Raw genomic sequence first — 21768 nt, 5'->3', positions numbered from 1 at the left:
ATGGAGGTCTCTTGGGGTACCCCACGCGAACGGTCTTCCCAAGCAATAATTTGCAGGGAAAGAGCCGGCCGTGGGGTGAACCTTCGGGGGCGGGGGGCGGGGGGGGGGGGGGGGGGGGGGAGGCCCCCCCGCACCCCTTTCTTGCGTCACCTCAGGCGGGCCACCGCCGCCGCCACCCGTTCGTCCGTGGCCGTCATCGCCACGCGGACGAAGTGCGCGCCCGCCTCGCCGTAGAAGTCGCCGGGGGCCACCAGGATGCCGAGGGAGGCCAGGTGGGCGACCGTGGTCCAGCAGGACTCGTCACGGGTGGCCCACAGGTACAGGCTGGCCTCGCTGTGCTCGATGCGGAAGCCGTGCCCGACGAGGGCCTCGCGGAGGGCGGCACGGCGGGCCGCGTACCGCTCGCGCTGCTCACGGACGTGGACGTCGTCGCCGAGGGCGGCGATCACCGCGGCCTGCGTCGGGGCGGAGGTCATCATGCCGCCGTGCTTGCGGATCTGGAGCAGGTCGCCGAGCACGGCCGCGTCCCCGGCGACGAACGCCGCGCGGTAGCCCGCGAGGTTCGAGCGCTTGGAGAGGGAGTGGACCGCCAGGAGGCCCTCGTACGAGCCGCCGCAGACGTCCGGGTGCAGCACCGACGTCGGGGCGGCCTCCCAGCCAAGCTCCAGGTAGCACTCGTCGCTGACGAGCAGCACGTCGTGCTCGCGGGCCCAGGCCACGATCCGGGTCAGGTCGTCCTTTGACAGGACACGGCCGGTCGGGTTGGAGGGCGAGTTGAGCCACAGGAGCTTGAGGCCATCGGGGTCGAGTTCCAGCGGGTCCTCGTACGTGACGTACTCCGCGCGGGCCAGGCGCGCGCCGACCTCGTACGTCGGGTAGGCAAGGCGCGGGTACGCCACCTTGTCGCCCGGGCCGAGACCCAGCTGGGTGGGGAGCCAGGCGACCAGCTCCTTGGAGCCGACGATCGGCAGCACGTGGTGGTGGGTGAGGTCGCGGGCGCCGAGACGGCGGCCGCACCAGCCGGTGATCGCGTCACGCAGCTCGGGCGTGCCCCACACCGTGGGGTAGCCCGGCGAGTCGGCGGCCGCGACGAGCGCCTTCTGGATCAGCTCGGGCACCGGGTCGACGGGGGTGCCGACGGACAGGTCGACGATGCCGTCGGGGTGGGCCGCCGCCGTCTCCTTGTACGGCTCTAGCTTGTCCCAGGGGAACGTGGGGAGGCGGTCGGAGACTGCTGACACGAGATTGGCTCCAGGCGGTGCGGTACGTGGGGCTTGTACAAACGCCCCGGCCCCGTACAGCGGACGTGGCCGTACGGGACCGGGGCGGCGCTGGGGCGGCCGCTTACTGGTTCTGCGGCGGCAGCGCTGCGACGAAGGGGTGGTCGCGCTCGATCAGGCCGAGCTTGCTGGCACCACCGGGCGAGCCCAGCTCGTCGAAGAACTCGACGTTCGCCTTGTAGTAGTCCTTCCACTCCTCAGGAGTGTCGTCCTCGTAGAAGATCGCCTCGACCGGGCAGACCGGTTCGCAGGCTCCACAGTCGACGCATTCGTCCGGGTGGATGTACAAGGACCGCTTGCCCTCGTAAATGCAGTCGACCGGGCACTCCTCGATGCACGCCTTGTCCTTGACGTCGACACAAGGCTGCGCGATGACGTAGGTCACGCTGTCGTTCCTCCTCGATACGGGCGCTGGCGGGCCGTCCTCAGGCTCCGCTCGCCTGGCGCGCGGGAGCGCGGCGTCGTCGATGCCCGCACCTAGTATCTCCGTTCCCGGGCAAGATCCGAACAGGAGGGGCGTACAGAGCTGTGGAATTCACTGCGGGCGGACGGCTCGAGGTCCGAATCACCCCCTCTGACGTGGGTAAACGCGTATCGGTTCGACGTATGGACGAAGCGGGCGCCCCGGGCGCCAGGTTCACCGACACGGTGGGCGTTCTCACATCGTGGAACGACGGTGTGTTGGTGATCACACGCAAGAGTGGCGAGGCTGTCCGGATTGCGGAGAGTGTCCTGGTCGCGGGGAAGGTCGTGCCGACCGCGCCCGCGCGCAGACGGGGGCCCGCGGCGACGTACGAGGAACTGGCGCGCGCCGGGGCGCGCTCCTGGCAGCCGGTGGAGAGCGAGCGCCTCGGTGAGTGGACGCTGCGGGCCGCGTCCGGGTTCACGCGCCGGGCCAACTCCGTGCTGCCGCTCGGCGATCCGGGCCGCCCCCTCGACGACGCGCTGACGTACGCGCGCAGTTGGTACGCGGACCGCGGCCTGCCCGCGTACGTACAGACGGCCACCGGCGCCGCGGACGCGCAGGAACGGCTCTGCGCGGACCTCGAACGGCGCGGCTGGGCCCGCGAGGTGACCACGGAGGTCATGGTCGGCGCGCTCGCCCCGGTCGCGGACCTGCCCGCCGGCCCCGGGGACGTGACGCTGTCGCGGAGCGTCGACGAGGCGTGGCTGCGGCGGTACCAGCGGGCCGGGACGCCCGGACCACATGTGGTGCAGGTACTGACGAGCGGCCCCTCGGTGTGGTTCGCTTCCGTGCCCGGCGACGAGGGCGCGCCGACGGCGATCGGGCGGTGCGTGGTCGACGGGCGGTGGGCGGGCTTCATGGCCGTGGAGGTGGACCCCGCGGTGCGGCGGCGGGGTCTGGCCACGGCCGTGATGACGGCGCTCGCGCGCCGGGCGCTCGACGAGGGGGCGTCGGCCGCGTGGCTCCAGGTGGAGGAGGACAACGGCGCCGCGCGGGCGCTGTACACGGGGATGGGATTCGCCGTCCACCACCGTTACCACCACTACAGGGAGCCCGAGCGACCGAAGGCGTGAGCGACGACGGGAGGCCGGAGCGGCCGCCGCCCCGTGCCCCCTCGCCCCGGGGCCGGGCACGGCGGTGTTCCGGTGGCGTACGCGTACGACGAAGACAGCACGGGAAGCAGCACCCCGGCACCACCCCTCGGCCCGGCCGGCTGGGCCCACACAGAAACGACAGAGGCACGGATGCGCGCACAGCCCGCGAAGTCCAGTGAATGGCGGCGCAGATTCGCCGACGAGGCCAGGTCCGAGCAGCCCGACCTGTCCCTGCTGTGCCTGCTGCTGAGCGGGGAGGCGGACCCCGAGCTGGACGAGGCGGGCATCGACGCGGCACAGATCCAGCTGGACGCGCTCGCCGGGCAGCTCCCCTACCGGCCGGGCGGGCCGCGCGCGTGGGCGGCCGCGGTGTCCGAGCTGCTCGGCGGGCGGCACGGCTTCCACGGCACGCCCGCGGACTACCAGCGCCTGGAGTCCTCGCTCCTGCACGAGGTGCTGCGGCACAAGCGGGGCCTGCCGATCCTGCTGTCCGTGGTGTGGATCGAGGTGGCGCGGCGGGCGGGCGCGCCGGTGTACGGCGTCGCGCTGCCCGGGCACTTCGTGGTCGGCTTCGGCAGCCCGGACGAGTTCGGCGAGCAAGAGCAGGTGCTCGCCGATCCGTTCAACGGCGGGCGGCTGCTGACCCACGCGGACGCGGCGCAGCTGGTGGCGCAGACGACGGGCGGCAAGCTCAACCCCTCGCTCCTGACGGCCGCCGCCCCGCTGAACATCATGCTGCGCATCCTCAACAACATCCGGGCCTGGGCCGCGGACCGCTCCGAGCGCTCCCACGTGGCGCTGTGGGCCCTGGAACTGTCGCTGCTGCTGCCCGCCCACCCGGCCCGGCTGCGCTACGAGCGGGCGCAGCTGCTCGTCGAGCGCGGCGACTTCCTTCAGGGGGCGCGGGGCCTCGACGAGTACGCCGACGTCGTCGAGTCCATCGAGCCCGCCACGGCGGACCGGGTCCGCCTCCAGGCCCGGGCGGCCCGCGCGAAGCTCAACTGAGCCCGTCGCGCGGGCCGGAGCGCCCGGTTGGGGAGTCCCGGGCCGGGCACCACCGTCGTATGCATCCGTGGCGTCGAGCCTTCGCGGCGGAGGCCGGGTCCGAGCGGCCCGACCTCGCCCTGCTGTGCCTGCTGATCGGCGCGGAGGCGGACCCCGCGCTCGACCGGGCGGGCATGGCGGCGGCCCGGCGCCAGCTCGACCTGCTCGCGCGACGGCTGCCGCCGAGCCCGGGCGGGCCCCGCGCCTGGGCGGCAGCGCTCGCCGAACTGCTCGGCGGGCACCTGGGGTTCGCGGGGCGGCCCGGTGACTACGACCGCCTGGAGTCGGCCCTGCTGCACCGCGTCCTGCGGCGCAGGCGCGGCCTGCCGATCCTGCTGTCCGTGCTGTGGATCGAGGTGGCGCGACGGGCCGGCGCCCCCGTGTACGGCGTCGCGCTGCCCGGGCACTTCGTGGTCGCCTTCGGCAGCCCGGACGCCTGCCCGGGCGAGGGCTGCGACGCGTACGACTCCTGCGGCGGCCAGGGCGGGTGCGAGGAGCGCGTGCTCGCCGACCCGTTCGCCGGAGGGCGTCTACTGAGCTGTGCGGAGGCGCGGCTGCTGGTCGCGGGCGCCACCGGGGCACCGCTCGAACCGGCGATGCTGCGGCCCGCGGACCCGCGCGAGATCGTCCTGCGCGTCCTGAACAACATCCGCGCCTGGGCCGCGGCCCGGCCCGAGCGCTCCGACGTCGCCCTGTGGGCCGTGGACCTCGCGCTTCTGCTGCCCTCGCCCGCGGACCGGCTGCGCTACGAGCGGGCCCGGCTCCTGGTGCAGCGCGGCGACTTCCGCGCGGGCGCCGCCGAGCTGGAGGGCTACGCCGACGCGCTGGCCCCGAGCGACGCGGCGGGGGCCGACCGGGTGCGGCGGCAGGCGCGGGCCGCCCGGGCGCGGCTCAACTGAGCCCGGGCGGGCGGCGGGTCAGAGCCAGCCCTTGTCGCGGGCTACCCGCACGGCTTCCGCGCGGTTGCGCGCGGCGAGCTTCTGGATGGCCGTCGAGAGGTAGTTGCGGACGGTGCCCTGGGACAGGTGCAGGGCGGCGGCCAGTTCGGCGTTCGTGGAGCCGTCTGCGGCGGCGCGCAGGATCTCCCGCTCGCGGTCGGTCAGCGGGTTCGCGCCCTCGGCGAGGGCGGCCGCGGCCAGGGTGGGGTCGATGACGCGCTCGCCCGCGAGGACGCGGCGTACGGCGTCGGCGAGCTGGGCCGCGGGCGCGTCCTTCACCAGGAAGGCCACGGCCCCGGCCTCCATGGCGCTGCGCAGATAGCCGGGCCGGCCGAAGGTGGTGAGGACGACGACCTTCACCGCGGGAAGCGCGGCGCGCAGCTCCGCCGCCGCCTCGATGCCCGTGCGGCCCGGCATCTCGATGTCGAGGAGCGCCACGTCGACAGGGTGGGCGCGGGCGGCGGCGAGCACCTCGTCGCCGCGTGCCACCTGGGCGACGACCTCGATGTCCGGCTCCAGGCCGAGCAGCGCCGCGAGCGCCTCGCGGACCATGGACTGGTCCTCGGCGAGCAGCACCCGGACGGGGCCGCCCGCGGGCTCTGCGGGGTCTCCTGGGTCGGCGGGGGTGTGCGTGCCGTTCATGCGGGTGATCCTAGAGCGGAGGCCGCGGCGGCCCCCGCCGGGTCCGCCGTCAGCGGCACGCGCGCGGCGAGCCGGAAGCCGCCGCCCTTGCGCCCGCCGGCCGAGCCTACTTCCAGGACGCCGCCGACGGCCTGGAGGCGCTCGGTGAGCCCGGTCAGGCCGTTGCCGTGGCCGGTGCCTGCGGTGGGGCCCACGCCGTCGTCCTCCACGGCCAGTTCGAGCACGGGGCCCGCGAGGGTCTGGCGCCGGGTGAGGGTGACCGCGCAGTGGCTCGCCCCGCTGTGCCGTACGACGTTCGTGACGGCCTCGCGCAGCGCCCAGGCGAGCGCGGCCTCCCGCTCCTCGTCGGGGGCCTCGGGGGGCTCGGGCGCCGCCAGGGGGACGCTGGCCTCGACGCCCGCCGCGGTCAGCGCGGTGCGGGCCCCGGCGAGCTGGCCGGGCAGGGTGAGCCTGCGGTAGCCGGTGACCGCCTCGCGGACGTCCACCATGGCCTGGCGGCTGACCTGCTCGATGTCGGCGACCTGCTGGGCGGCCCGGTCGGGGTGGTCGGGCAGCATCCGCCCGGCCAGCTCGCTCTTCAGGGTGATCAGGGACAGCGAGTGGCCGAGCAGGTCGTGCAGGTCGCGGGCCAGGCGCAGGCGCTCCTCGTTCGCGGCGAGCTGGGCGACCGTCGCCCGGGCCTGGCGCAGCTGGACGGTCGTACGGATCAGATGGCGGACGCCGGTCATAGCGAAGCCGACGAGGAAGGTCGTCACGCCGAGGCCGGTGATCAGGTCCGCGGCGCCCACGCCCTGCGCGTACACGCCGATGGCCAGCATCACCCCGGTGACGGCCGGGATCACGCACAGGGCCTGCCGCGTCTCCAGGACCGCGCCCGCGGACACCGCGACGTACACCCACAGGCCGAGCCAGGCGGAGTCCATCCAGGTCGAGAGGGCGGCCGCCAGGAGCACGAGGAGCGTGAAGGTCACGTGCACCCAGCGCCAGCTCAGCACCCGTGTCGTGTACCGGAAGACCAGGGTGAGGTAGCAGCCGACGAACGCGGCGAGGCCGAGCGAGCCGAGGACCGTGGCCACCGTGGAGCGGCCGCCGTCGGCCAGGTCCTTCACCGGCGCCGCCATGAAGACCAGCCAGATGGCGATCCAGGCGGCCTTCGTACGGGCCGCGCGGCGGTCCGTGACGGGCTGGCCGAAGCTGTGCAGGGGGTGGCGGTCGCCGGGGTCCAGTGCCTTGTTCACGCCTTCAGTGTGTCCTTCCGGTACAGCCAGGCGGCGCCCGCGGTGAAGGCGGCGAAGTACGCGAGGAGCAGTACGACGTCCTTGGCGTGCGGGGCGCCGCCCAGCTCGATGGCGCGGCCGAGCGCCGCGTACGCGTGGGTGGGCAGCCACTCGCCGACGGTCCGCAGCCAGTGCGGGAAGGTCGTGGAGGGCATCCACAGGCCGCCGAGGACCGAGAGGGTGAAGTACAGGATCATCGCGATCGGCCGTGCCGTGTCGCTGGTGGCGAGGTAGCCGACGGCCACGCCGAGCGCGGCGAAGCACAGGCTGCCCGCCCAGATCGAGCCGGTCAGGGCCAGCCACTGCCAGGCGTCGAGCCGGACGCCCTTGACGGCGGCCCCCGCCGCGAAGACCACGACGATCGACGGCAGGCTGACGACGGCGGCGCTTGCCGTCTTGGCGAGCACGTAGCCGCGGCCGGGCAGGCTGGTCAGGCGCAGCTGGCGCACCCAGCCGCTCGCGCGCTCCTGCGCGATGCGCTCGCTGTTGCCCATCAGGACGGCGGTCAGCGCGCCGAACGAGGCCATGGAGACCATCATGTACGCGGGGACGCTCAGGCCGCCGCTGTCCGGCATCGTGACGTCGGCGTCCTGGCCGCCCGCGGTGATGAGGAAGAGCAGGGCGGGGAAGAGCACCGAGAAGAACAGGAACTTGCGGTTGCGCAGGGAGCGCTTGATCTCCAGCGTGACGAGGGAGGCGGAGGAGAAGCCCGCCACGCCCCGCCGGGCGGCCGCCCGTGCCGTCGTCGTGTGCGTCGCCGTGGTCACGTCGGTCTCCCTGGTGGTGTCGGGGTGCGGGGCGGTGTCGGTGGGGGCGGCGGTGTCGGCGTGTGCCGTGCTGTCGGCGTGAGCCGTGGTGGAGGTGCCGGTCATGCCGTCCTCGCCTCCTCGGCCGCGGTGATCGCGACGAAGGCCTGCTCCAGGCCGAGCCCTGCGACCTCCAGGTTGCGCGGGTAGACGTCGAGGGCGTACAGCGCGTGCACGGTGGCGTCGGCGTCGGTGGACTGGAGCCGGACCGTGCGCCCGGACACGTCGAGCGCGCTGACGTGCGGCAGGAGGCGCAGCTCGGCGGCCAGCTCGCCGCCCTGCCCGGTCAGCTCGTCCAGGTCGAAGCTGACCTTGCGGGCGCCCGCCCGTGCCTTGATCTCGGCGGCCGTGCCGTCGGCGAGGAGGCGGCCGCGGTGCAGCACCAGGACGCGGTCCGCGATCGCGTCGGCCTCCTCCAGGTAGTGCGTGGCGAACAGGACCGCGCGGCCCTGGTCCGCCTGCTCCCGCATGGTCGCCCAGAACGCCTGGCGGGCGCTGACGTCCATGCCGGTGGTGGGCTCGTCGAGGACGATCAGGTCGTTGGGCCCCGCGGTGGCGAGGGCGAAGCGGACGCGCTGCTCCTGGCCGCCGGAGAGCCGGTTGACCTTGCGGTCGGCGATCTGTGTGATGCCCGCGTGCGCCAGGACGTCGTTCACGCGGTACGGGCGCGGGTGCAACGCGCAGGCCAGACGCACCAGTTCGCGTACGGAAACGTCGTCCATGAGGCCGCCGCTCTGGAGCATGGCCCCGACGCGGCCCGCGGTGATCGCCTCGCGCGGCCCGGTGCCGAACACGCTGACCGTGCCGCTGTCCGGGCGGCGCAGGCCGAGGAGCAGGTCGAGCGTGGAGGACTTGCCCGCGCCGTTCGGCCCGAGCAGCGCGACCGTCTCGCCGGGCCGCAGGTCGAGGCTCAGTCCGTCGACGGCGCGTACGTCGCCGTAGGACTTGGTCACCGAGTCGAACCGTACGGCACTCACCGAGGGCTCCGCGGGGCCCGCCGCGGTGGTCACTGTCATCGTCATGTGCACCATCGTCGCTGGTCAGAGCGGTGTGACGGCAGTGTCGTGTGTGGTGACATCCGCATGACAGATGTCATGCGGGAGGCATGACGGGCAGCGCCCACGCCGAAGCGCCGGACGGGACCAGTGGTCCGGACCCGTCCGGCGCCGGAGGAAAGAGCCGCTAGCTGGCGTTCGTTTCGATGACGCCGATCCGCTCGGCGGGCGTCTTGCCGCGCAGCGCCTTGCCCATGGCCTGGGCGACGTCCGTCGGCTGGACCGGCGTCTTCTTGCCGTTGCCGCGCTGGATCAGGACGCCGTCGAACGTACTGCCGTAGAGCGTCTTGAGCGCCTTGAGGTCGTACGTCTCGACGAGCTTGCCGTTCACGGCCTTCACGCCCAGGATCCGCGGCAGCGAGTGCGCGGGGCCGAGCGGGATGCCGCCACCGGTGCCCGCCTTGATCATGACGTTGGCGGACATGGCGGGCTTGGCGAACTCCCGCATGAACCGGTCGACCTCGGCGTCGGACACGGTCGGCTTCCGGTTCGTGACGGGCACCGCGACGCTGCCCGCGCTGCCGGTCTCCACCTGCTTCTTGTACGCCTCCGCGACCGCGGTCGACGCCTTCTCGGCGTCGATGCCCTTGCCCGCCCTGCCGTGCACGGCGACGGCCTTGCCGGGCACGAACTTGACCGTGCCCTCCTTGGCGGAGCCGGAGCCGCCCGCGGCGCGCTCCAGGGCGGCCGCCAGCTTCTCCTCGTCGACGGGCATCTCCGGCTCGACGACGCGCTCGCCGCCGAACAGGCCGCCGATCACCGACATGGGGTTGTAGTCGCTGCCCGCGGCGGAGCGGACGGTGGCCTGGCTGTCGAGCGTGAGCCCGGCCTGGTCCGGCTTGAGGGTGACCGTGTCGCCGCCGACCGTCAGCTTGAGCGGCTTGTTGACGCGCTCGCCGAGCGCCGCGTCGAGCTTCTTGACGGCCTCGTCGCGGGTGCCGCCGCCGATGTCGACACCGAGGACGGTGGTGCCCTTCGGCACGTCGGCGTGGTTCATCAGCAGGCCCGCGCCGTACGCGCCGCAGCCGACGACCACGACGAGACCGGCGAGCATGACCAGCTTGCTGCGGCCCTTCTTCTTCGCCTTCTTGGCCGCGGGAGCGGCCGGGGCGCTCGGCTGCGCGGGCTCGGGCAGCTTCGGCGGCGTGTGCGGGGCCGGCCCTTCACCGGGCGCGCCGGGCGCGAACGGCGAGGTCTGGGCGGGCGGGACGACCGGGATGCCGCTGTTCAGGGTGTCGCCGGAGACGTTCCCCCCGGGCCCGCCCGGCCCGCCCGGCCCGCCGGGAGCCCCGGGGCCGCCTGCGGCGGGCGGCCGGGTGGCGCCGGGGCCGCCCGCGCCGGGCACGGGCTTCTGCGGCGTGAGGATCGCGGTGTCGTCACTGAGGCGGCCGGGGCCACCGGGGCCCGCGGGCCCGCCCGCGAAGGGGTCGGTGCCGCCCGCGAAGGGGTCGGTGCCGCCCGCGAAGGCATCGGCGCCGGTCCCGTACGGGTCGGTGCCGCCCGCGTACGGCCCAGGCTCGGCCGGGGGCTCCGGCGTCAGCATCGGACCGTCCCCGGTCACCGGCCCCCCGGTGGGCCCGGCGGGCCGGTCGTCGCCGCCGGGGAAGCCGGGGAAGGACGGGAGGTCGTCGCGCCGCGGCTCCCCGCCGGAGCCGAGCGGCCCGGCCGCCACGGCCGCGGACACGTCGTAGGACCCCGTGCCGGAGTCACCCGAACCGGTGCCCGAAGAGGGAGCGGGGGCCGCGGGGGTGGACGGGCCCTTGGGCGAGGACTTGCGCGGCGCGAACCAGTCGCTCGTCGGCTCCCCGCCGTCGTCACCGGAGGCGGAGCCTCCGGAGGACCCCGCGGACGCCTGCGGTGCGGCGGGGCCAGTCACCCCTCCGCCCGGGGCGGGCGCGGCGGGCCCCGGCAGCGGCGAGGCGCCGGTTGCGTCGGCGAAGTCGGGGTAGTCGCCGCCGGCGTCGTTCGGGTTCTTCGCTTCCGTGCCTCTGTCCCCGTCGGCGTCCCCGACCGGCGTGCGCATCACGACGGGCGGGATGGGCCGCGACCCGGGGATGTTGATCCGGATGCGGGTGGTCAGCGTGGTCTCGGTCTTCGGTTCGTCGGCACGCCGGCCGCCGGGCCCGAGCCCGGCGCCGTCCGCTCCGCCGTCCGGCCCTGCGCCCTGGGCGGGCGAGCCGTACGGCGGCGTCCCCGACGGGTACGCGGCTCCCGCGCGCCCGTGAGGACCGGAGGACGAACTGTCAGTTTCACGACTCAAGGCAGGTTCTCCTGGTTGGCTCCGCCGCCCGTCTCGACCACTCGGGCGGCTCGGCGGCGCGCACCACCATACTGGCCGCCGTCGGCAGGCATCCCGTGACCGGCGTCAAACCCCTGCCGGGGACGGGCTCAAGTGGTACGTCACTTGCCAAGTCGGGCGTCGGACGAGCCCGGTTGCGGCCGCTGCCAGAGCGTGGCACACATCACAGCCACGCCCATGCCGCCGAGCAGGAACACATACGACCCCAGTCCGGCCCCGAACACGAAGTCGCCTTCCGGGCGGGTCGCCGTCAGCAGCATGACGGCGACGAGCCACCCCGCGGCGGGCGCGAGGGCCCCGGCTCTGGTGCCGGTGGCGCGCGAGCCGCCGTGGAAGGCGCCGGTGGCCCCGGCGAGCGCGAGCAGCAACCCGCCCGGGAACCAGCCCTGTTGGACGAGCGCCCCCGCGACCCCGACGACCACGCCGAGCAGGAAGAGGGCGACGTACGCCACCAGCCGGGCGGCGTTCAGCGGCTGCGCGAGGAAGCTGCCGGGCACGGCGGCCGCGGCCGCGCCGGAGCCTGCGGCCGCCGCCTTGCCGGTCTTCGTGGGCTTGGCGGACGCCGAGGCCCTGGATCGCGTACTCACTGATCGGTCCCTTCCGTGCCGAGCCCGGCGAACAGGTCGGTCTCGCGCGCGCCGGGCGCCGCCCCCGAGGTGCCCCGCACCAGCTCGTAGTACTCGGTGGCGAAGATCGGCTGGGCCAGGCCGTTCGACAGCGCGAACAGCGGCTCGCACACCTCGATCTGGGTGGCGTGGGCCCGCATGGCCGCGGCCTTGGCCGCGGCGAAGGCCGGGCCGCCGGCCTCCGCGGTGATCCGCTCGTCGTCCGTCACGCCGGGCACGTCGGCCAGGGAGGCGACGGCGGTGAAGGGCGTGCCGTCGAGGTCCTCCGCGAGGCCGCGGAAGCGCTCCTCGACGACCGAGCGCGGCGCGCGGTTCCAGTACACCTTGGCGACCGCGTGCGGCTCCCCCAGGCCGGGGCGGAAGGCGGGCTCGGCCGCGAGGTCCACGGCGCGCGTGGCGACGCGGTGCGCCTGGATGTGGTCGGGGTGGCCGTAGCCGCCGTCGGGGTCGTAGGTGACGAGCACCTGGGGGCGCACCTCGCGGATCACCTCGACGAGGTGCGCGGCGGCCTCGTCCACGTCGGCGGCCCAGAAGGCGCCGGGGCGGTGGTTCTGCTCGACGCCCATCATCCCGGAGTCGCGGTAGCGCCCCGTGCCGCCGAGGAAGCGGTGGTCGGTGACGCCGAGCGCCTTCATCGCGGCGGCCAGCTCCCCGACGCGGTGCGCGCCGAGCGCGTCCTCGCGGTCGGGGGCGAGGTGCGCGAGCTCCGCCGGGATGACCTCGCCCTCCTCGCCGAGCGTGCAGGTCACCAACGTGACACGGGCGCCTGCTGCCGCGTACGCGGCCATCGTCGCGCCGTTGTTGATCGACTCGTCGTCGGGGTGCGCGTGCACGAGCAGCAGGCGCCGGGCGGGCAGTTCCGTCATGGGAACAGCCTACGAGCCCGGCGCACCCGCCCCGCGCGCGTGTCACGCGTCCGCCCCCGCGCCGCCGGGAGGACCGGCGGCGCGGGGGCGGTGGAGACGCTTTACGGGTCGATGTCCTCGATCACGCCCGCCAGGTTCGTCGACAGCTCGTCGATGGTCGGTGCCACGGACGAACTGGCCAGGTAGAACCCGAGCAGCACGCAGACGATCGCGTGGATCGTCTTGAGCCCCTGCTTGCGCACCAACATGACCACGATGATGGCCAGCAAAAGCACCACCGAGACCGAGAGCACCACGCCGGTTCACCTCCCACTTCCCCGAGCCTCGCCCCTGCCTTGCCGGCGGAGTCCTCCACCCGTGCCAGCAAGGTCCTACCCACCACGCGCTACGGATCATAACTATCCGTGGAATCACATGAGTCGGAGCACCGAAACACAGGGGGCGCATCACACTTAGGCTCGGGGGATGACCACCCAGCACCCCGAGACCGCCGAGAATTCCGAGCAGGCTGAACAGCCCGAGCAGGCCGAGCAGGCCGAGCAGGCCGGGACTCCGCCGCCCGCCGCGGCGCCGGAGCACACGGACCCCTCCGACGCCTCGGCGCAGCGGCTGTCCTTCCCGCGCCAACACGCCCGTACGCAGCGCTTCTCCCTCGGGACGCCGCGCGCGTTCACCGTCGCGCCCGACGGCTCCCGGGTCGTCTTCGTCCGTTCCGCGTCCGGCACGGACCGCGCGAACCAGCTGTGGGTCCTCGACCTCGCCGCGGACGGCTCCCCCGTGGAGCGCGTCGCCGCCGACCCGCGGACGCTGCTCGGCGGCTCCGCGGAGCGGCTCTCCGCCGCCGAGCGGGCGCGCCGCGAGCGCAGCCGCGAGGGCGGCGCGGGCGTCGTCGGATACGCCACGGACGCGGCGGTGGAGCTGGCCGCCTTCGCCCTCTCGGGCCGCCTGTTCGCCGCGGAGCTGCGCGCGGGCACCGCGCGCGAGCTGCCCGCGCCCGCCCCGGTGATCGACCCGCGCCCGTCGCCGGACGGCCGGCACATCGCGTACGTCGCCGAGGGCGCGCTGCGCGTCACGGACGCCGAGGGCGGCGCGGACCGGGCGCTCGCGGAGCCGGACGGCGACGGAGCCGGCACGGTGACGTACGGGCTCGCCGAGTTCATCGCGGCCGAGGAGATGCAGCGCTTCCGGGGCTTCTGGTGGTCGCCGGAGTCCGACCGGCTCCTGGTCGCGCGGGTCGACGACGCGGCGGTGCGGCGCTGGTGGATCGCCGATCCCGCGCACCCGGAGCGGGAGCCGGAGCAGGTGGCGTACCCCGCGGCGGGCACGCCCAACGCGGACGTGCGGCTCTTCGTGATCGGCCTCGACGGGACCCGCGTCGAGGTCGTCTGGGACCGCGAGCGCTATCCGTACCTGGCCCGTGTGCACTGGTCGGCGAGCGGCGCGCCGCTGCTCCTCGTCCAGGCCCGCGACCAGCGCAGCGCGCTGTACCTGGCGGTGGACCCCGAGACCGGGGCGACGCGGATGGTGCACGCCGACGAGGACGAGGACTGGCTGGAACTGTTCCCCGGTGTGCCCTGCTGGTCGCCCGGCGGACAGCTCGTGCGGATCGCGGACGAGGGCGGCGCGCGGGTCCTCGCGGTCGGCGAACGGCCGCTGACGGGGCCGCAGCTGCACGTCCGCGCCGTGCTCGACGTGACCGACGACTCGGTGCTGATCTCGGCGTCGGCGGGCGAGGCCGCCACCGACCCGGCCCTCGGCGAGGTGCACGTCTACCGCGTCAACGAACTCGGGGTGGAGCGGGTCTCGCAGGAGCCCGGGGTGCACTCGGCGGTGCGGGCCGGCGATGTCACGGTGCTCGTTTCGGCCACCCTTGACCACTACGGCTCACGGGCCCGCGTCCTGCGCGACGGCAAGCAGCTGACGACCGTCGTCTCGCACGCGCAGCAGCCGGGGCTCACCCCGCGCGTGACGCTCACCGAAGGGGGCGCACGGAAGATTCCGTGCGCCGTCTTGCTTCCGACGGGGTACGACCCCGCCTCCGGCACGCGGCTCCCCGTCCTCCTGGATCCCTACGGCGGCCCGCACGCCCAGCGCGTGCTCAGCGCGCGGAACGTGTTCCTTACTCCGCAGTGGTTCGCCGACCAGGGCTTCGCGGTCGTCGTCGCCGACGGGCGCGGTACGCCGGGCCGCTCGCCCGCCTGGGAGAAGGCCGTCAAGGGCGATCTGACCCGCACGCTCGACGACCAGGTGGAGGCCCTGCACGCCCTCGCCGAGCGCTTCCCGCTCGACCTGGACCGCGTCGCCATCCGCGGCTGGTCCTTCGGCGGCTACCTCTCGGCGATGGCGGTCCTGCGCCGCCCCGACGTCTTCCACGCGGCGGTGGCCGGGGCGCCGGTGACGGACCTGCGCCTGTACGACACGCACTACCAGGAGCGGTACCTGGGCGACCCGCACACCGCGCCCGAGGCCTACCGCACCAGCTCCCTCGTCGCCGACGACGGCCTCGTCGACCCCGCCGAGCCGCACCGGCCGATGCTCGTCATCCACGGCCTCGCCGACGACAACGTGGTCGTCGCGCACTCCCTGCGGCTTTCCTCCGCGCTGCTCGCCGCCGGGCGCCCGCACGAGGTGCTGCCCCTGTCCGGGGTCACGCACATGACGCCCCAGGAGCAGGTCGCGGAGAACCTCCTGCTGCTCCAGGTCGACTTCCTGAAGCGCTCGCTCGGCCTGTAGGCGGTGACGACCGGCCGGGGTCACATGGCATACCCCGGCCGGTCCAACGGCACCCGCACGGCCGTACGCCCCCAGCCTGGCGCCCTCTCTTTACCTCCTGGGGTCGCCGACGTTGCCGCCCTGTTACCGCGCTCCGGCCAGGCCTACGGCACCACGTGCTTCTCCTCCGCGAAATGGCACGCCGAATCATGCGCCGCGGGCCCCGTGGTCAGGCGGAACTCCGCCGGGACGGCGAGCGCGGGGACTTCGAGGGCGCAGCGCTCGCGGGCCTTCCAGCAGCGCGTGCGGAAGCGGCAGCCCGAGGGCGGGTTGGCGGGCGAGGGCACGTCCCCGCTCAGGATGACGCGCTCGCGGTGCTCCCGGGCCCGCGGGTCGGGCACGGGCACGGCGGAGAGCAGCGCCTGTGTATAGGGGTGCGTCGGATGCTCGTAGATCTCCGTGTCCGTGCCGATCTCGACGATCCGCCCCAGATACATGACTCCGACCCGGTCGGAGATGTGCCGCACGATCGACAGGTCGTGGGCGATGAAGACGTACGACAGCTCGAACTCGCTCTGGAGCCGCTCCAGGAGGTTCACCACCTGCGCCTGCACCGACACGTCGAGCGCGGAGACGGGCTCGTCGGCGACGATGACCTCCGGGCGGAGGGCGAGCCCGCGGGCGATCCCGATGCGCTGGCGCTGTCCGCCGGAGAACTGGTGGGGGTAGCGGTTGATGTACTCGGGGTTCAGCCCGACCACGTCGAGGAGGTCCTGGACCTTCTTGCGGCGCGAGCCCTTCGGCGCGACCTCCGGATGGATCTCGTAGGGCTCGCCGATGATGTCGCCGACGGTCATGCGGGGGTTCAGGGACGTGTAGGGGTCCTGGAACACCATCTGGATGTTCCGGCGCACGGCCTTCAGGGCCCGGCCCGAGAGCCCGGCGACGTCCTCGCCCTTGAAGCGGATCGCGCCCGCCGTGGGCCGCTCCAGGTTGACGAGCATCTTGGCGACGGTGGACTTCCCGCAGCCGGACTCCCCGACGATGCCGAGGGTTTCCCCGCGCCGCAGGTCGAAGTCCACGCCGTCGACGGCCTTGACGGCGCCGACCTGCTTCTTCAGGACGATCCCCTGGGTGAGCGGGTAGTGCTTGACGAGGCCGCGCACCTCCAGAATGGGCTCAGCCACGGAGGCACTCCTTCCAGAAGTGGCAGGCGCTGCGCCGCTCCCCCACGAGCCCCTCGTACGTGACCTCGGCGAGCGGCGGTACGTCGGTGCGGCACACGTCCTGGGCCATGGGGCAGCGCGGGTGGAAGGCGCAGCCGGGCGGGATGTTCGTGAGGTTGGGCGGCAGGCCCTTGATGGCGTAGAGGTCCTGGCCCTTCTGGTCGAGGCGCGGGATCGACTCCAGGAGGCCCCGCGTGTAGGGGTGCGCGGGTGCCTTGTAGATCTCGTGGACCGGGGCCTTCTCGACGATGCGGCCCGCGTACATGACGGCGATGGTGTCGGCGACGTCGGCGACCACGCCGAGGTCGTGGGTGATGAGGATCAGGCCCATGTTCAGCTCCCGCTGGAGTTCCGCGAGGAGGTCCATCACCTGGGCCTGGACGGTGACGTCGAGCGCGGTCGTCGGCTCGTCCGCGATGATCAGCGCCGGTTCGAGGGCCATCGCCATGGCGATCATGATGCGCTGGCGCATGCCGCCGCTGAACTGGTGCGGGTACTGTCCGACGCGCTCCCGCGCGGCGGGGATGCGGACGCGGTCCATCAGCTCGACGGCCTTGGCGCGGGCGTCCTTGCGCGACATGCCCCGGTGCACGACGAACATCTCGCCGAGCTGGTCACCGACGCTGAGCACGGGGTTCAGGGAGCTGAGCGCGTCCTGGAAGATCATGGCCATGCCCGCGCCGCGCACCTTGCGCCGCTCGTCCTCCTTGAGCTTCAGCAGGTCCCGGCCCTGGAAGAGGATCTCGCCCCCGCTGATGCGGCCGGGCGGCATGTCGAGGATGCCCATGATCGCCTGCGCGGTGACGGACTTGCCGGAGCCCGACTCGCCGAGCACGGCGAGGGTCTCCCCCGCCGCGACGGCGTAGTCGACGCCGTTGACGGCCTTGGCCACGCCGTCGCGGGTGCGGAACTCCACGTGCAGGTCGCGCACTTCGAGCAGCTTGCCCGGCGCGGGCGCCGCGGCCGCCGCGGATTCCTGGGGTGCCGTGGGTGCCATGGCGCCTACCTCAGCTTCGGGTCGAGGGCGTCGCGCACCGCGTCGCCGAGCATGATGAACGCGAGCACGGTCACGGCGAGGGCGCCGGCGGGCCACAGCAGCATGTGCGGGGCGTTGCGGATGTAGGCGGAGGCGGCCGAGATGTCGATGCCCCAGCTGACCGTCGGCGGCTTCAGGCCGACGCCCAGGTACGAGAGCGTGGCCTCCAGGGCGATGTACGTACCGAGCGCGATGGTGGCGACGACGATGACCGGCGCGACCGCGTTGGGCGCGATGTGGCGCAGCAGCATGCGCGTGTTGGAGGCGCCGAGGGCGCGGGCCGCCTGCACGTAGTCGTTCTGCTTGGCGGTGATCACCGAGCCGCGCGCGATGCGGGAGATCTGCGGCCAGCCGAGCAGCACCATGAAGCCGATGACGGGCCAGACGGTGCTGGAGGTGACCACGGACAGCAGGACGAGCCCGCCGAGCACCACCGGGATGGCGAAGAAGATGTCGGTGACGCGGGAGAGGACCGCGTCCCACACACCGCCGAAGAACCCGGCGAGCCCGCCGAGCACGCTGCCGAGGAACGCGACGCCGAGGGTGGCGCACACCCCGACGGTGACCGAGGCGCGGGCCCCGTGCACGGTCCGGGTGTAGACGTCGCAGCCCTGGCCGTCGAAGCCGAAGGGGTGCCCCGGCGAGGAACTCTTCTGGGCGTTGGCGAGGTCGCAGTCCAGCGGGTCGCCGGAGGCGATCGCGGAGGGCCACAGGGAGATGAAGACGAGGAAGAGGATGATCAGGCCCGACACGATGAAGACGGGGTTGCGACGCAGGTCGTGCCAGGCGTCGGACCACAGGCTGCGGGCGGGCGCCGCGGGCCCGCCCGGGCCGGGGGCGAGCGTCGTCGCCTCGCTGGCGGCGAGGTCCATCGCGCCGCCCGCGCCGGTCCCCGCGATGGCGCCTTGGGGCTCCTGGGGTTCAGGCATAGCGGATCCTCGGGTCGAGTACGGCGTACAGGAGGTCGACGATGAGGTTGGCGGCGAGGAAGACGAGGACGAGCACGGTCACGAAGCCGACGACGGTCTGGGTGCTCTGCCGCAGGATGCCCTGGTAGAGCTGGAAGCCGACGCCGTGGATGTTGAAGATGCGCTCGGTGACGATCGCGCCGCCCATGAGCGCGCCCACGTCGGTGCCGATGAACGTGACCACCGGGATCAGGGAGTTGCGCAGCAGGTGCCGCAGGACGACGCGGCGCCGGGGCAGGCCCTTGGCGACGGCGGTGCGGACGTAGTCGGCGCGGCGGTTCTCGGCGATCGAGGTCCGGGTGAGCCGGGTGACGTAGGCGAGTGAGACGGAGGCGAGCACGAGCCCCGGCACGATCAGCTCGTCCACACGCGCCTCGGACGACACCGAGGGCTTGATGACGCCCCATTCCACGCCGAGCAGCAGCTGGAGCAGCAGCCCGGTGACGAACGTCGGGACCGAGATCACGACCAGGGTGAGGATCAGCACCGTGGTGTCGATGGGCCTGCCGCGCCGAAGGCCCGTCAGCACGCCGAGGCTGATGCCGATGACGATCTCGAAGACGATGGCGACGAGCGTGAGCCGGACGGTGACGGGGAACGCGGTCGACATCAGCTCGGTGACCTTCTGCCCGTTGAAGGCGGTGCCGAAGTCTCCGGTGAAGACGTTGCCCATGTAGGTCACGTACTGCTGCCAGACGGGCTTATCGAGGCCGAACTCCTTCTTCAGCCGGGCGGCCGTCGCGGGGTCGCACTTGCGGTCGCCGCACAGGCCCGCGATGGGGTCGCCCATCACGTTCACCATCAGGAAGATCAGCAGTGTGGCGCCGAAGAAGACCGGGATCATCTGTAGCAGGCGCCGGATCACATATCGCCCCATGGGCTGGCTCCGGAGGTAGGGGGAGCGGCCGTCCGGTGTCCTGGGGACCGGACGGCCGCTCCGCGCGGCTCAGTTGACCTTGATCTCCGCGTACACGGGCACGCTGAACTGGTTCAGCGACACGTCCGAGACCCGGTCCGAGTAGCCGGCGCTGCCGTTCTGGTACCAGAGCGGGATCGCCGCCATGTCCTTGGCCAGCACCTTCTCCGCGTCCTGGAAGGTGGAGACGGCCTTGCCGGTGTCGGTCTCGGCGTTGGCCTCGTCGACGAGCTTGTCGAAGTCCTCGCTGCTGTACTTGCCGTCGTTGGACGGGGCGTCGGTGTAGTACACCGGCTGGAGGAAGTTCTGGATCAGCGGGTAGTCCATCTGCCAGCCCGCGCGCCAGGCGCCGTCCAGCTTCTGCTGGGAGGCCTGGCTGCGGAAGTCGGCGAAGGTGCCGATGGAGTTGCCGACGCAGGACCTGTTGTTGCCGAGGGCCTTGTTGATGGAGTTGCACACGGCGTCCACCCACTCCTTGTGGGAGCCGGTGTCCGCGTTGTACGAGATCTTCAGGGTGCCGCCGGGGATGCCGCCGCCCTCCTCGACGAGCTTCTTGGCCCGCGCCGCGTCATAGGTGCAGGCGTCGCCGCACAGGGTCTCGCTGTAGCCGCCGTCCTCGCCGAGCACGGGCGAGGTCCAGTCCTTGGCGGGCGTCCGCGTCTTCTGGAAGATCGTGTCGGTGATCTGCTGCCGGTTGATCGCCATGGAGAGGCCCTTGCGGACCTTCTCCATCCCGGGCTTGTTCCACTTGCTGTCGTAGAAGGCGAAGGACAGGGTCTGGATGATGCCGGCCGGGGTGTTGATGTAGCGGTCCCCGAGGTCGTTCTTCACGTTCCGCAGCTGCGCGGCCGGGATGTCGTCGACGAGGTCGAGGTTCCCCGCCATCAGGTCGTTGTAGGCGCTGTTGTTGTCGGTGTAGACCCGCAGGTCCACGCCGCCGTTCCGCGCCTTGTCGTCGCCGCTGTAGTCGTCCCACTTCCGCAGCTCCATCTTGGAGCCCTTCTGGTACGACTTGATCGTGTACGGGCCGTTGCCGACGGGCTTGGCGAGCCAGGCCGTACGGTCGTCGAAGAACGCCTTGGGCAGGGGTGCGAAGGCCGGGTAGCCGAGGGTCTCCGGCCAGGTGGAGAACTTCTGCGAGAGCTTGACGGTGAAGGTCCGCGCGTCGACGACCTTCAGGCCCGACAGGGTGTCCGCGCTGGGGTCGCCCTTCTCCGGGTGGACCTGGTCGTACCCCTCGATGTAGCCGAAGAAGTAGGAATTCTTCTGGTTGTTCTTGAGGTGCGCCCCGTAGTTCCAGGCGTCCACGAACGACTTGGAGGTCACGGCCTCGCCGTTGCTGAACTTCCAGCCGTCCTTGACCTTGACGGTGTAGGTCCGCGAGTCCTTCGTCTCGATGGACTCCGCGACCATGTCCTTGGCCTCGCCGGTCTTCGGGTCGTACCGCTTGAGCCCCCGGAAGATCATGTCGAGGACCTTGCCGCCCTGCACCTCGTTGGTGTTGGCGGGCTCCAGCGGGTTCTGCGGGTCGCCCCAGGAGGAGCCCACGACCCCGGAGCCGTCGCCGCCGCCGCTCCCACCACCACAGGCTGTCGCCGCGAGCGCGACCGCCGCCGCGCAAGCGGCCCACTTGGCGTGCGTGGCTCCACGCATGAACTGCCTCCTCGCCTCCGCCGCGCGTGTGCCGCGCGCACTATCGCCAATATCGCGTTATAGGGAGCAAGCGGCACATTTAGCCCGGCCGTATGAGGGAGGAGGCCCTCCGGATGTACGTATGCCGCATCCGGAGGCCTGGCTACGCTGCCTTCATGGACTACGCGAAGATGCGCGCGATCGCCGAGGAGCTGGGCGCCTATGCCGAGCGGCTCGAGGGGTCATGGAACGTCGAGATCGGGCCCTCAGGTCCGATACTGGCCATGATGTGCCCCTCGAAGCGCCATGAGGGCACGGTCCGCCGCATCTGCAAGCAATTGGACGCACAGCTCCCCGCCACCCACCCCGGCTACATCTGCGCGAACGGCCCCGAGATCGAGCACCCGTCGATCGGCCGCATGCGCCGTCCGGACGCCGTGGTGATCCCGGAGGCCGTACTCGACGAAGAGGGTCTGGCGGTCGACGCCACCGAGGTCCTCGCCGCCGTCGAGATCGTCTCCCCCTCGAACCCGGAGAACGACTACGGCGCGAAACTCTCCGAGTACCCCGCCATGGGCATCGGGCTCTACATGATCGTCGACCCCCGGAAGGGCACCATCGAGGTGCACTCCGAGCCGTGCGGAGTCCACTACGGGAAGAAGGTCCCCTACATCTTCGGTGACCAGGTCTCCCTGGGCCCCTGGACCCTGGACACGTCCGCCTTCCGCCGGTACGCGGAGCCCGGGCAGGGCTGAGTCACGCCGCGCGGGTCCTTCTCGCGCCCCCCGGACGCGGGGGGGGGGGGGGGGGGGGGGGGGGGGGGGGGGGGGGGGGGGGGGGGGGGGGGGGGGGGGGGGGGGGGGGGGGGGGGGGGGGGGGGGGGGG

At 73.0% G+C, this 21768-nt stretch carries 20 protein-coding genes; 5 read left to right on the top strand and 15 right to left on the bottom strand.

Annotated features, from left to right (window positions below; genetic code table 11):
- Positions 1 to 146 precede the first annotated feature (146 nt).
- The gene (locus tag AC07GB_RS39215; protein ID WP_478854269.1) at positions 147 to 1241 is read right to left on the bottom strand and encodes a bifunctional succinyldiaminopimelate transaminase/glutamate-prephenate aminotransferase; all 1095 of its coding nucleotides are present in this window, start codon (positions 1239 to 1241) and stop codon (positions 147 to 149) included.
- 103 nt (positions 1242 to 1344) lie between these two features.
- Positions 1345 to 1665: a ferredoxin gene (fdxA, locus tag AC07GB_RS39210; protein ID WP_478854267.1), complete on the bottom strand. Its 321-nt coding sequence runs from the start codon at positions 1663 to 1665 to the stop codon at positions 1345 to 1347.
- A 143-nt stretch (positions 1666 to 1808) separates the two neighbouring features.
- Between fdxA and AC07GB_RS39205 the strand changes: the two genes are divergently transcribed.
- From AC07GB_RS39205 to AC07GB_RS39195, 3 genes are all read left to right on the top strand, one after another.
- Positions 1809 to 2819, top strand: coding sequence for a GNAT family N-acetyltransferase (locus AC07GB_RS39205; RefSeq protein WP_478854265.1), 1011 nt, complete (start codon positions 1809 to 1811; stop codon positions 2817 to 2819).
- Positions 2820 to 2990: 171 nt separating this feature from the next.
- The gene (locus AC07GB_RS39200; protein WP_478854263.1) at positions 2991 to 3845 is read left to right on the top strand and encodes a transglutaminase-like domain-containing protein; all 855 of its coding nucleotides are present in this window, start codon (positions 2991 to 2993) and stop codon (positions 3843 to 3845) included.
- 59 nt (positions 3846 to 3904) lie between these two features.
- Positions 3905 to 4783, top strand: a complete 879-nt coding sequence (locus AC07GB_RS39195) for a transglutaminase family protein (protein ID WP_478854261.1) — start codon at positions 3905 to 3907, stop codon at positions 4781 to 4783.
- Positions 4784 to 4801: 18 nt separating this feature from the next.
- Here the strand turns inward: AC07GB_RS39195 and AC07GB_RS39190 are convergent, their stop codons facing one another.
- From AC07GB_RS39190 to AC07GB_RS39155, 8 genes are all read right to left on the bottom strand, one after another.
- Positions 4802 to 5464, bottom strand: a complete 663-nt coding sequence (locus AC07GB_RS39190) for a response regulator transcription factor (RefSeq protein ID WP_478854259.1) — start codon at positions 5462 to 5464, stop codon at positions 4802 to 4804.
- Complete coding sequence (locus AC07GB_RS39185; RefSeq protein WP_478854257.1) at positions 5461 to 6702, bottom strand: sensor histidine kinase; 1242 nt, start codon at positions 6700 to 6702, stop codon at positions 5461 to 5463. Before AC07GB_RS39185 ends, AC07GB_RS39190 begins: the two co-directional genes overlap by 4 nt.
- Positions 6699 to 7613, bottom strand: coding sequence for an ABC transporter permease (locus AC07GB_RS39180; protein ID WP_478854255.1), 915 nt, complete (start codon positions 7611 to 7613; stop codon positions 6699 to 6701). Before AC07GB_RS39180 ends, AC07GB_RS39185 begins: the two co-directional genes overlap by 4 nt.
- Positions 7610 to 8569: an ABC transporter ATP-binding protein gene (locus tag AC07GB_RS39175; RefSeq protein ID WP_478854253.1), complete on the bottom strand. Its 960-nt coding sequence runs from the start codon at positions 8567 to 8569 to the stop codon at positions 7610 to 7612. The genes AC07GB_RS39180 and AC07GB_RS39175 overlap by 4 nt, the downstream gene beginning before the upstream one ends.
- Before the next feature lie 160 nt (positions 8570 to 8729).
- Positions 8730 to 10862 carry a hypothetical protein gene (locus tag AC07GB_RS39170; RefSeq protein WP_478854251.1) on the bottom strand — a complete coding sequence of 711 codons (2133 nt, stop codon included), beginning with the start codon at positions 10860 to 10862 and terminating at the stop codon, positions 8730 to 8732.
- Positions 10863 to 11002: 140 nt separating this feature from the next.
- Entirely contained in the window at positions 11003 to 11398 is a 396-nt protein-coding gene (locus AC07GB_RS39165; protein WP_478854271.1) for a DUF6113 family protein, read from the bottom strand.
- 86 nt (positions 11399 to 11484) lie between these two features.
- Positions 11485 to 12393, bottom strand: coding sequence for an N-acetyl-1-D-myo-inositol-2-amino-2-deoxy-alpha-D-glucopyranoside deacetylase (gene mshB / locus AC07GB_RS39160; RefSeq protein ID WP_478854249.1), 909 nt, complete (start codon positions 12391 to 12393; stop codon positions 11485 to 11487).
- 101 nt (positions 12394 to 12494) lie between these two features.
- Positions 12495 to 12689: a hypothetical protein gene (locus AC07GB_RS39155; protein ID WP_144320756.1), complete on the bottom strand. Its 195-nt coding sequence runs from the start codon at positions 12687 to 12689 to the stop codon at positions 12495 to 12497.
- Positions 12690 to 12858: 169 nt separating this feature from the next.
- On the opposite strand from AC07GB_RS39155, the gene AC07GB_RS39150 reads away from it, so the two are divergent.
- On the top strand, positions 12859 to 15126 hold the full coding sequence (locus tag AC07GB_RS39150; RefSeq protein ID WP_478854247.1) for a S9 family peptidase: 2268 nt from the start codon (positions 12859 to 12861) through the stop codon (positions 15124 to 15126).
- 143 nt (positions 15127 to 15269) lie between these two features.
- Here AC07GB_RS39150 and AC07GB_RS39145 read toward each other — a convergent pair whose 3' ends face one another.
- The 5 genes from AC07GB_RS39145 to AC07GB_RS39125 all read right to left on the bottom strand — a co-directional run bounded on the left by AC07GB_RS39145 (position 15270) and on the right by AC07GB_RS39125 (position 20904).
- Positions 15270 to 16292, bottom strand: a complete 1023-nt coding sequence (locus AC07GB_RS39145) for an ABC transporter ATP-binding protein (protein ID WP_478854245.1) — start codon at positions 16290 to 16292, stop codon at positions 15270 to 15272.
- Entirely contained in the window at positions 16285 to 17328 is a 1044-nt protein-coding gene (locus AC07GB_RS39140; protein WP_478854243.1) for an ABC transporter ATP-binding protein, read from the bottom strand. The genes AC07GB_RS39145 and AC07GB_RS39140 overlap by 8 nt, the downstream gene beginning before the upstream one ends.
- 5 nt (positions 17329 to 17333) lie before the next feature.
- Positions 17334 to 18296, bottom strand: coding sequence for an ABC transporter permease (locus tag AC07GB_RS39135; RefSeq protein WP_478854241.1), 963 nt, complete (start codon positions 18294 to 18296; stop codon positions 17334 to 17336).
- Positions 18289 to 19212 (bottom strand): ABC transporter permease, encoded by a 924-nt coding sequence (locus AC07GB_RS39130; RefSeq protein WP_478854239.1) that lies wholly within the window; start codon positions 19210 to 19212, stop codon positions 18289 to 18291. Before AC07GB_RS39130 ends, AC07GB_RS39135 begins: the two co-directional genes overlap by 8 nt.
- A 69-nt stretch (positions 19213 to 19281) precedes the next feature.
- Positions 19282 to 20904 carry a peptide ABC transporter substrate-binding protein gene (locus tag AC07GB_RS39125; RefSeq protein ID WP_478854237.1) on the bottom strand — a complete coding sequence of 541 codons (1623 nt, stop codon included), beginning with the start codon at positions 20902 to 20904 and terminating at the stop codon, positions 19282 to 19284.
- A gap of 155 nt (positions 20905 to 21059) precedes the next feature.
- Here AC07GB_RS39125 and AC07GB_RS39120 point away from each other — a divergent pair, with 155 nt between their 5' ends.
- Positions 21060 to 21638, top strand: a complete 579-nt coding sequence (locus AC07GB_RS39120) for a Uma2 family endonuclease (protein ID WP_478854235.1) — start codon at positions 21060 to 21062, stop codon at positions 21636 to 21638.
- Positions 21639 to 21768: the final 130 nt, after the last annotated feature.

The sequence above is a fragment of the Streptomyces sp. NPDC045778 genome, from assembly GCF_056431945.1.
This window is presented reverse-complemented; position numbering and strand designations above follow the sequence as displayed.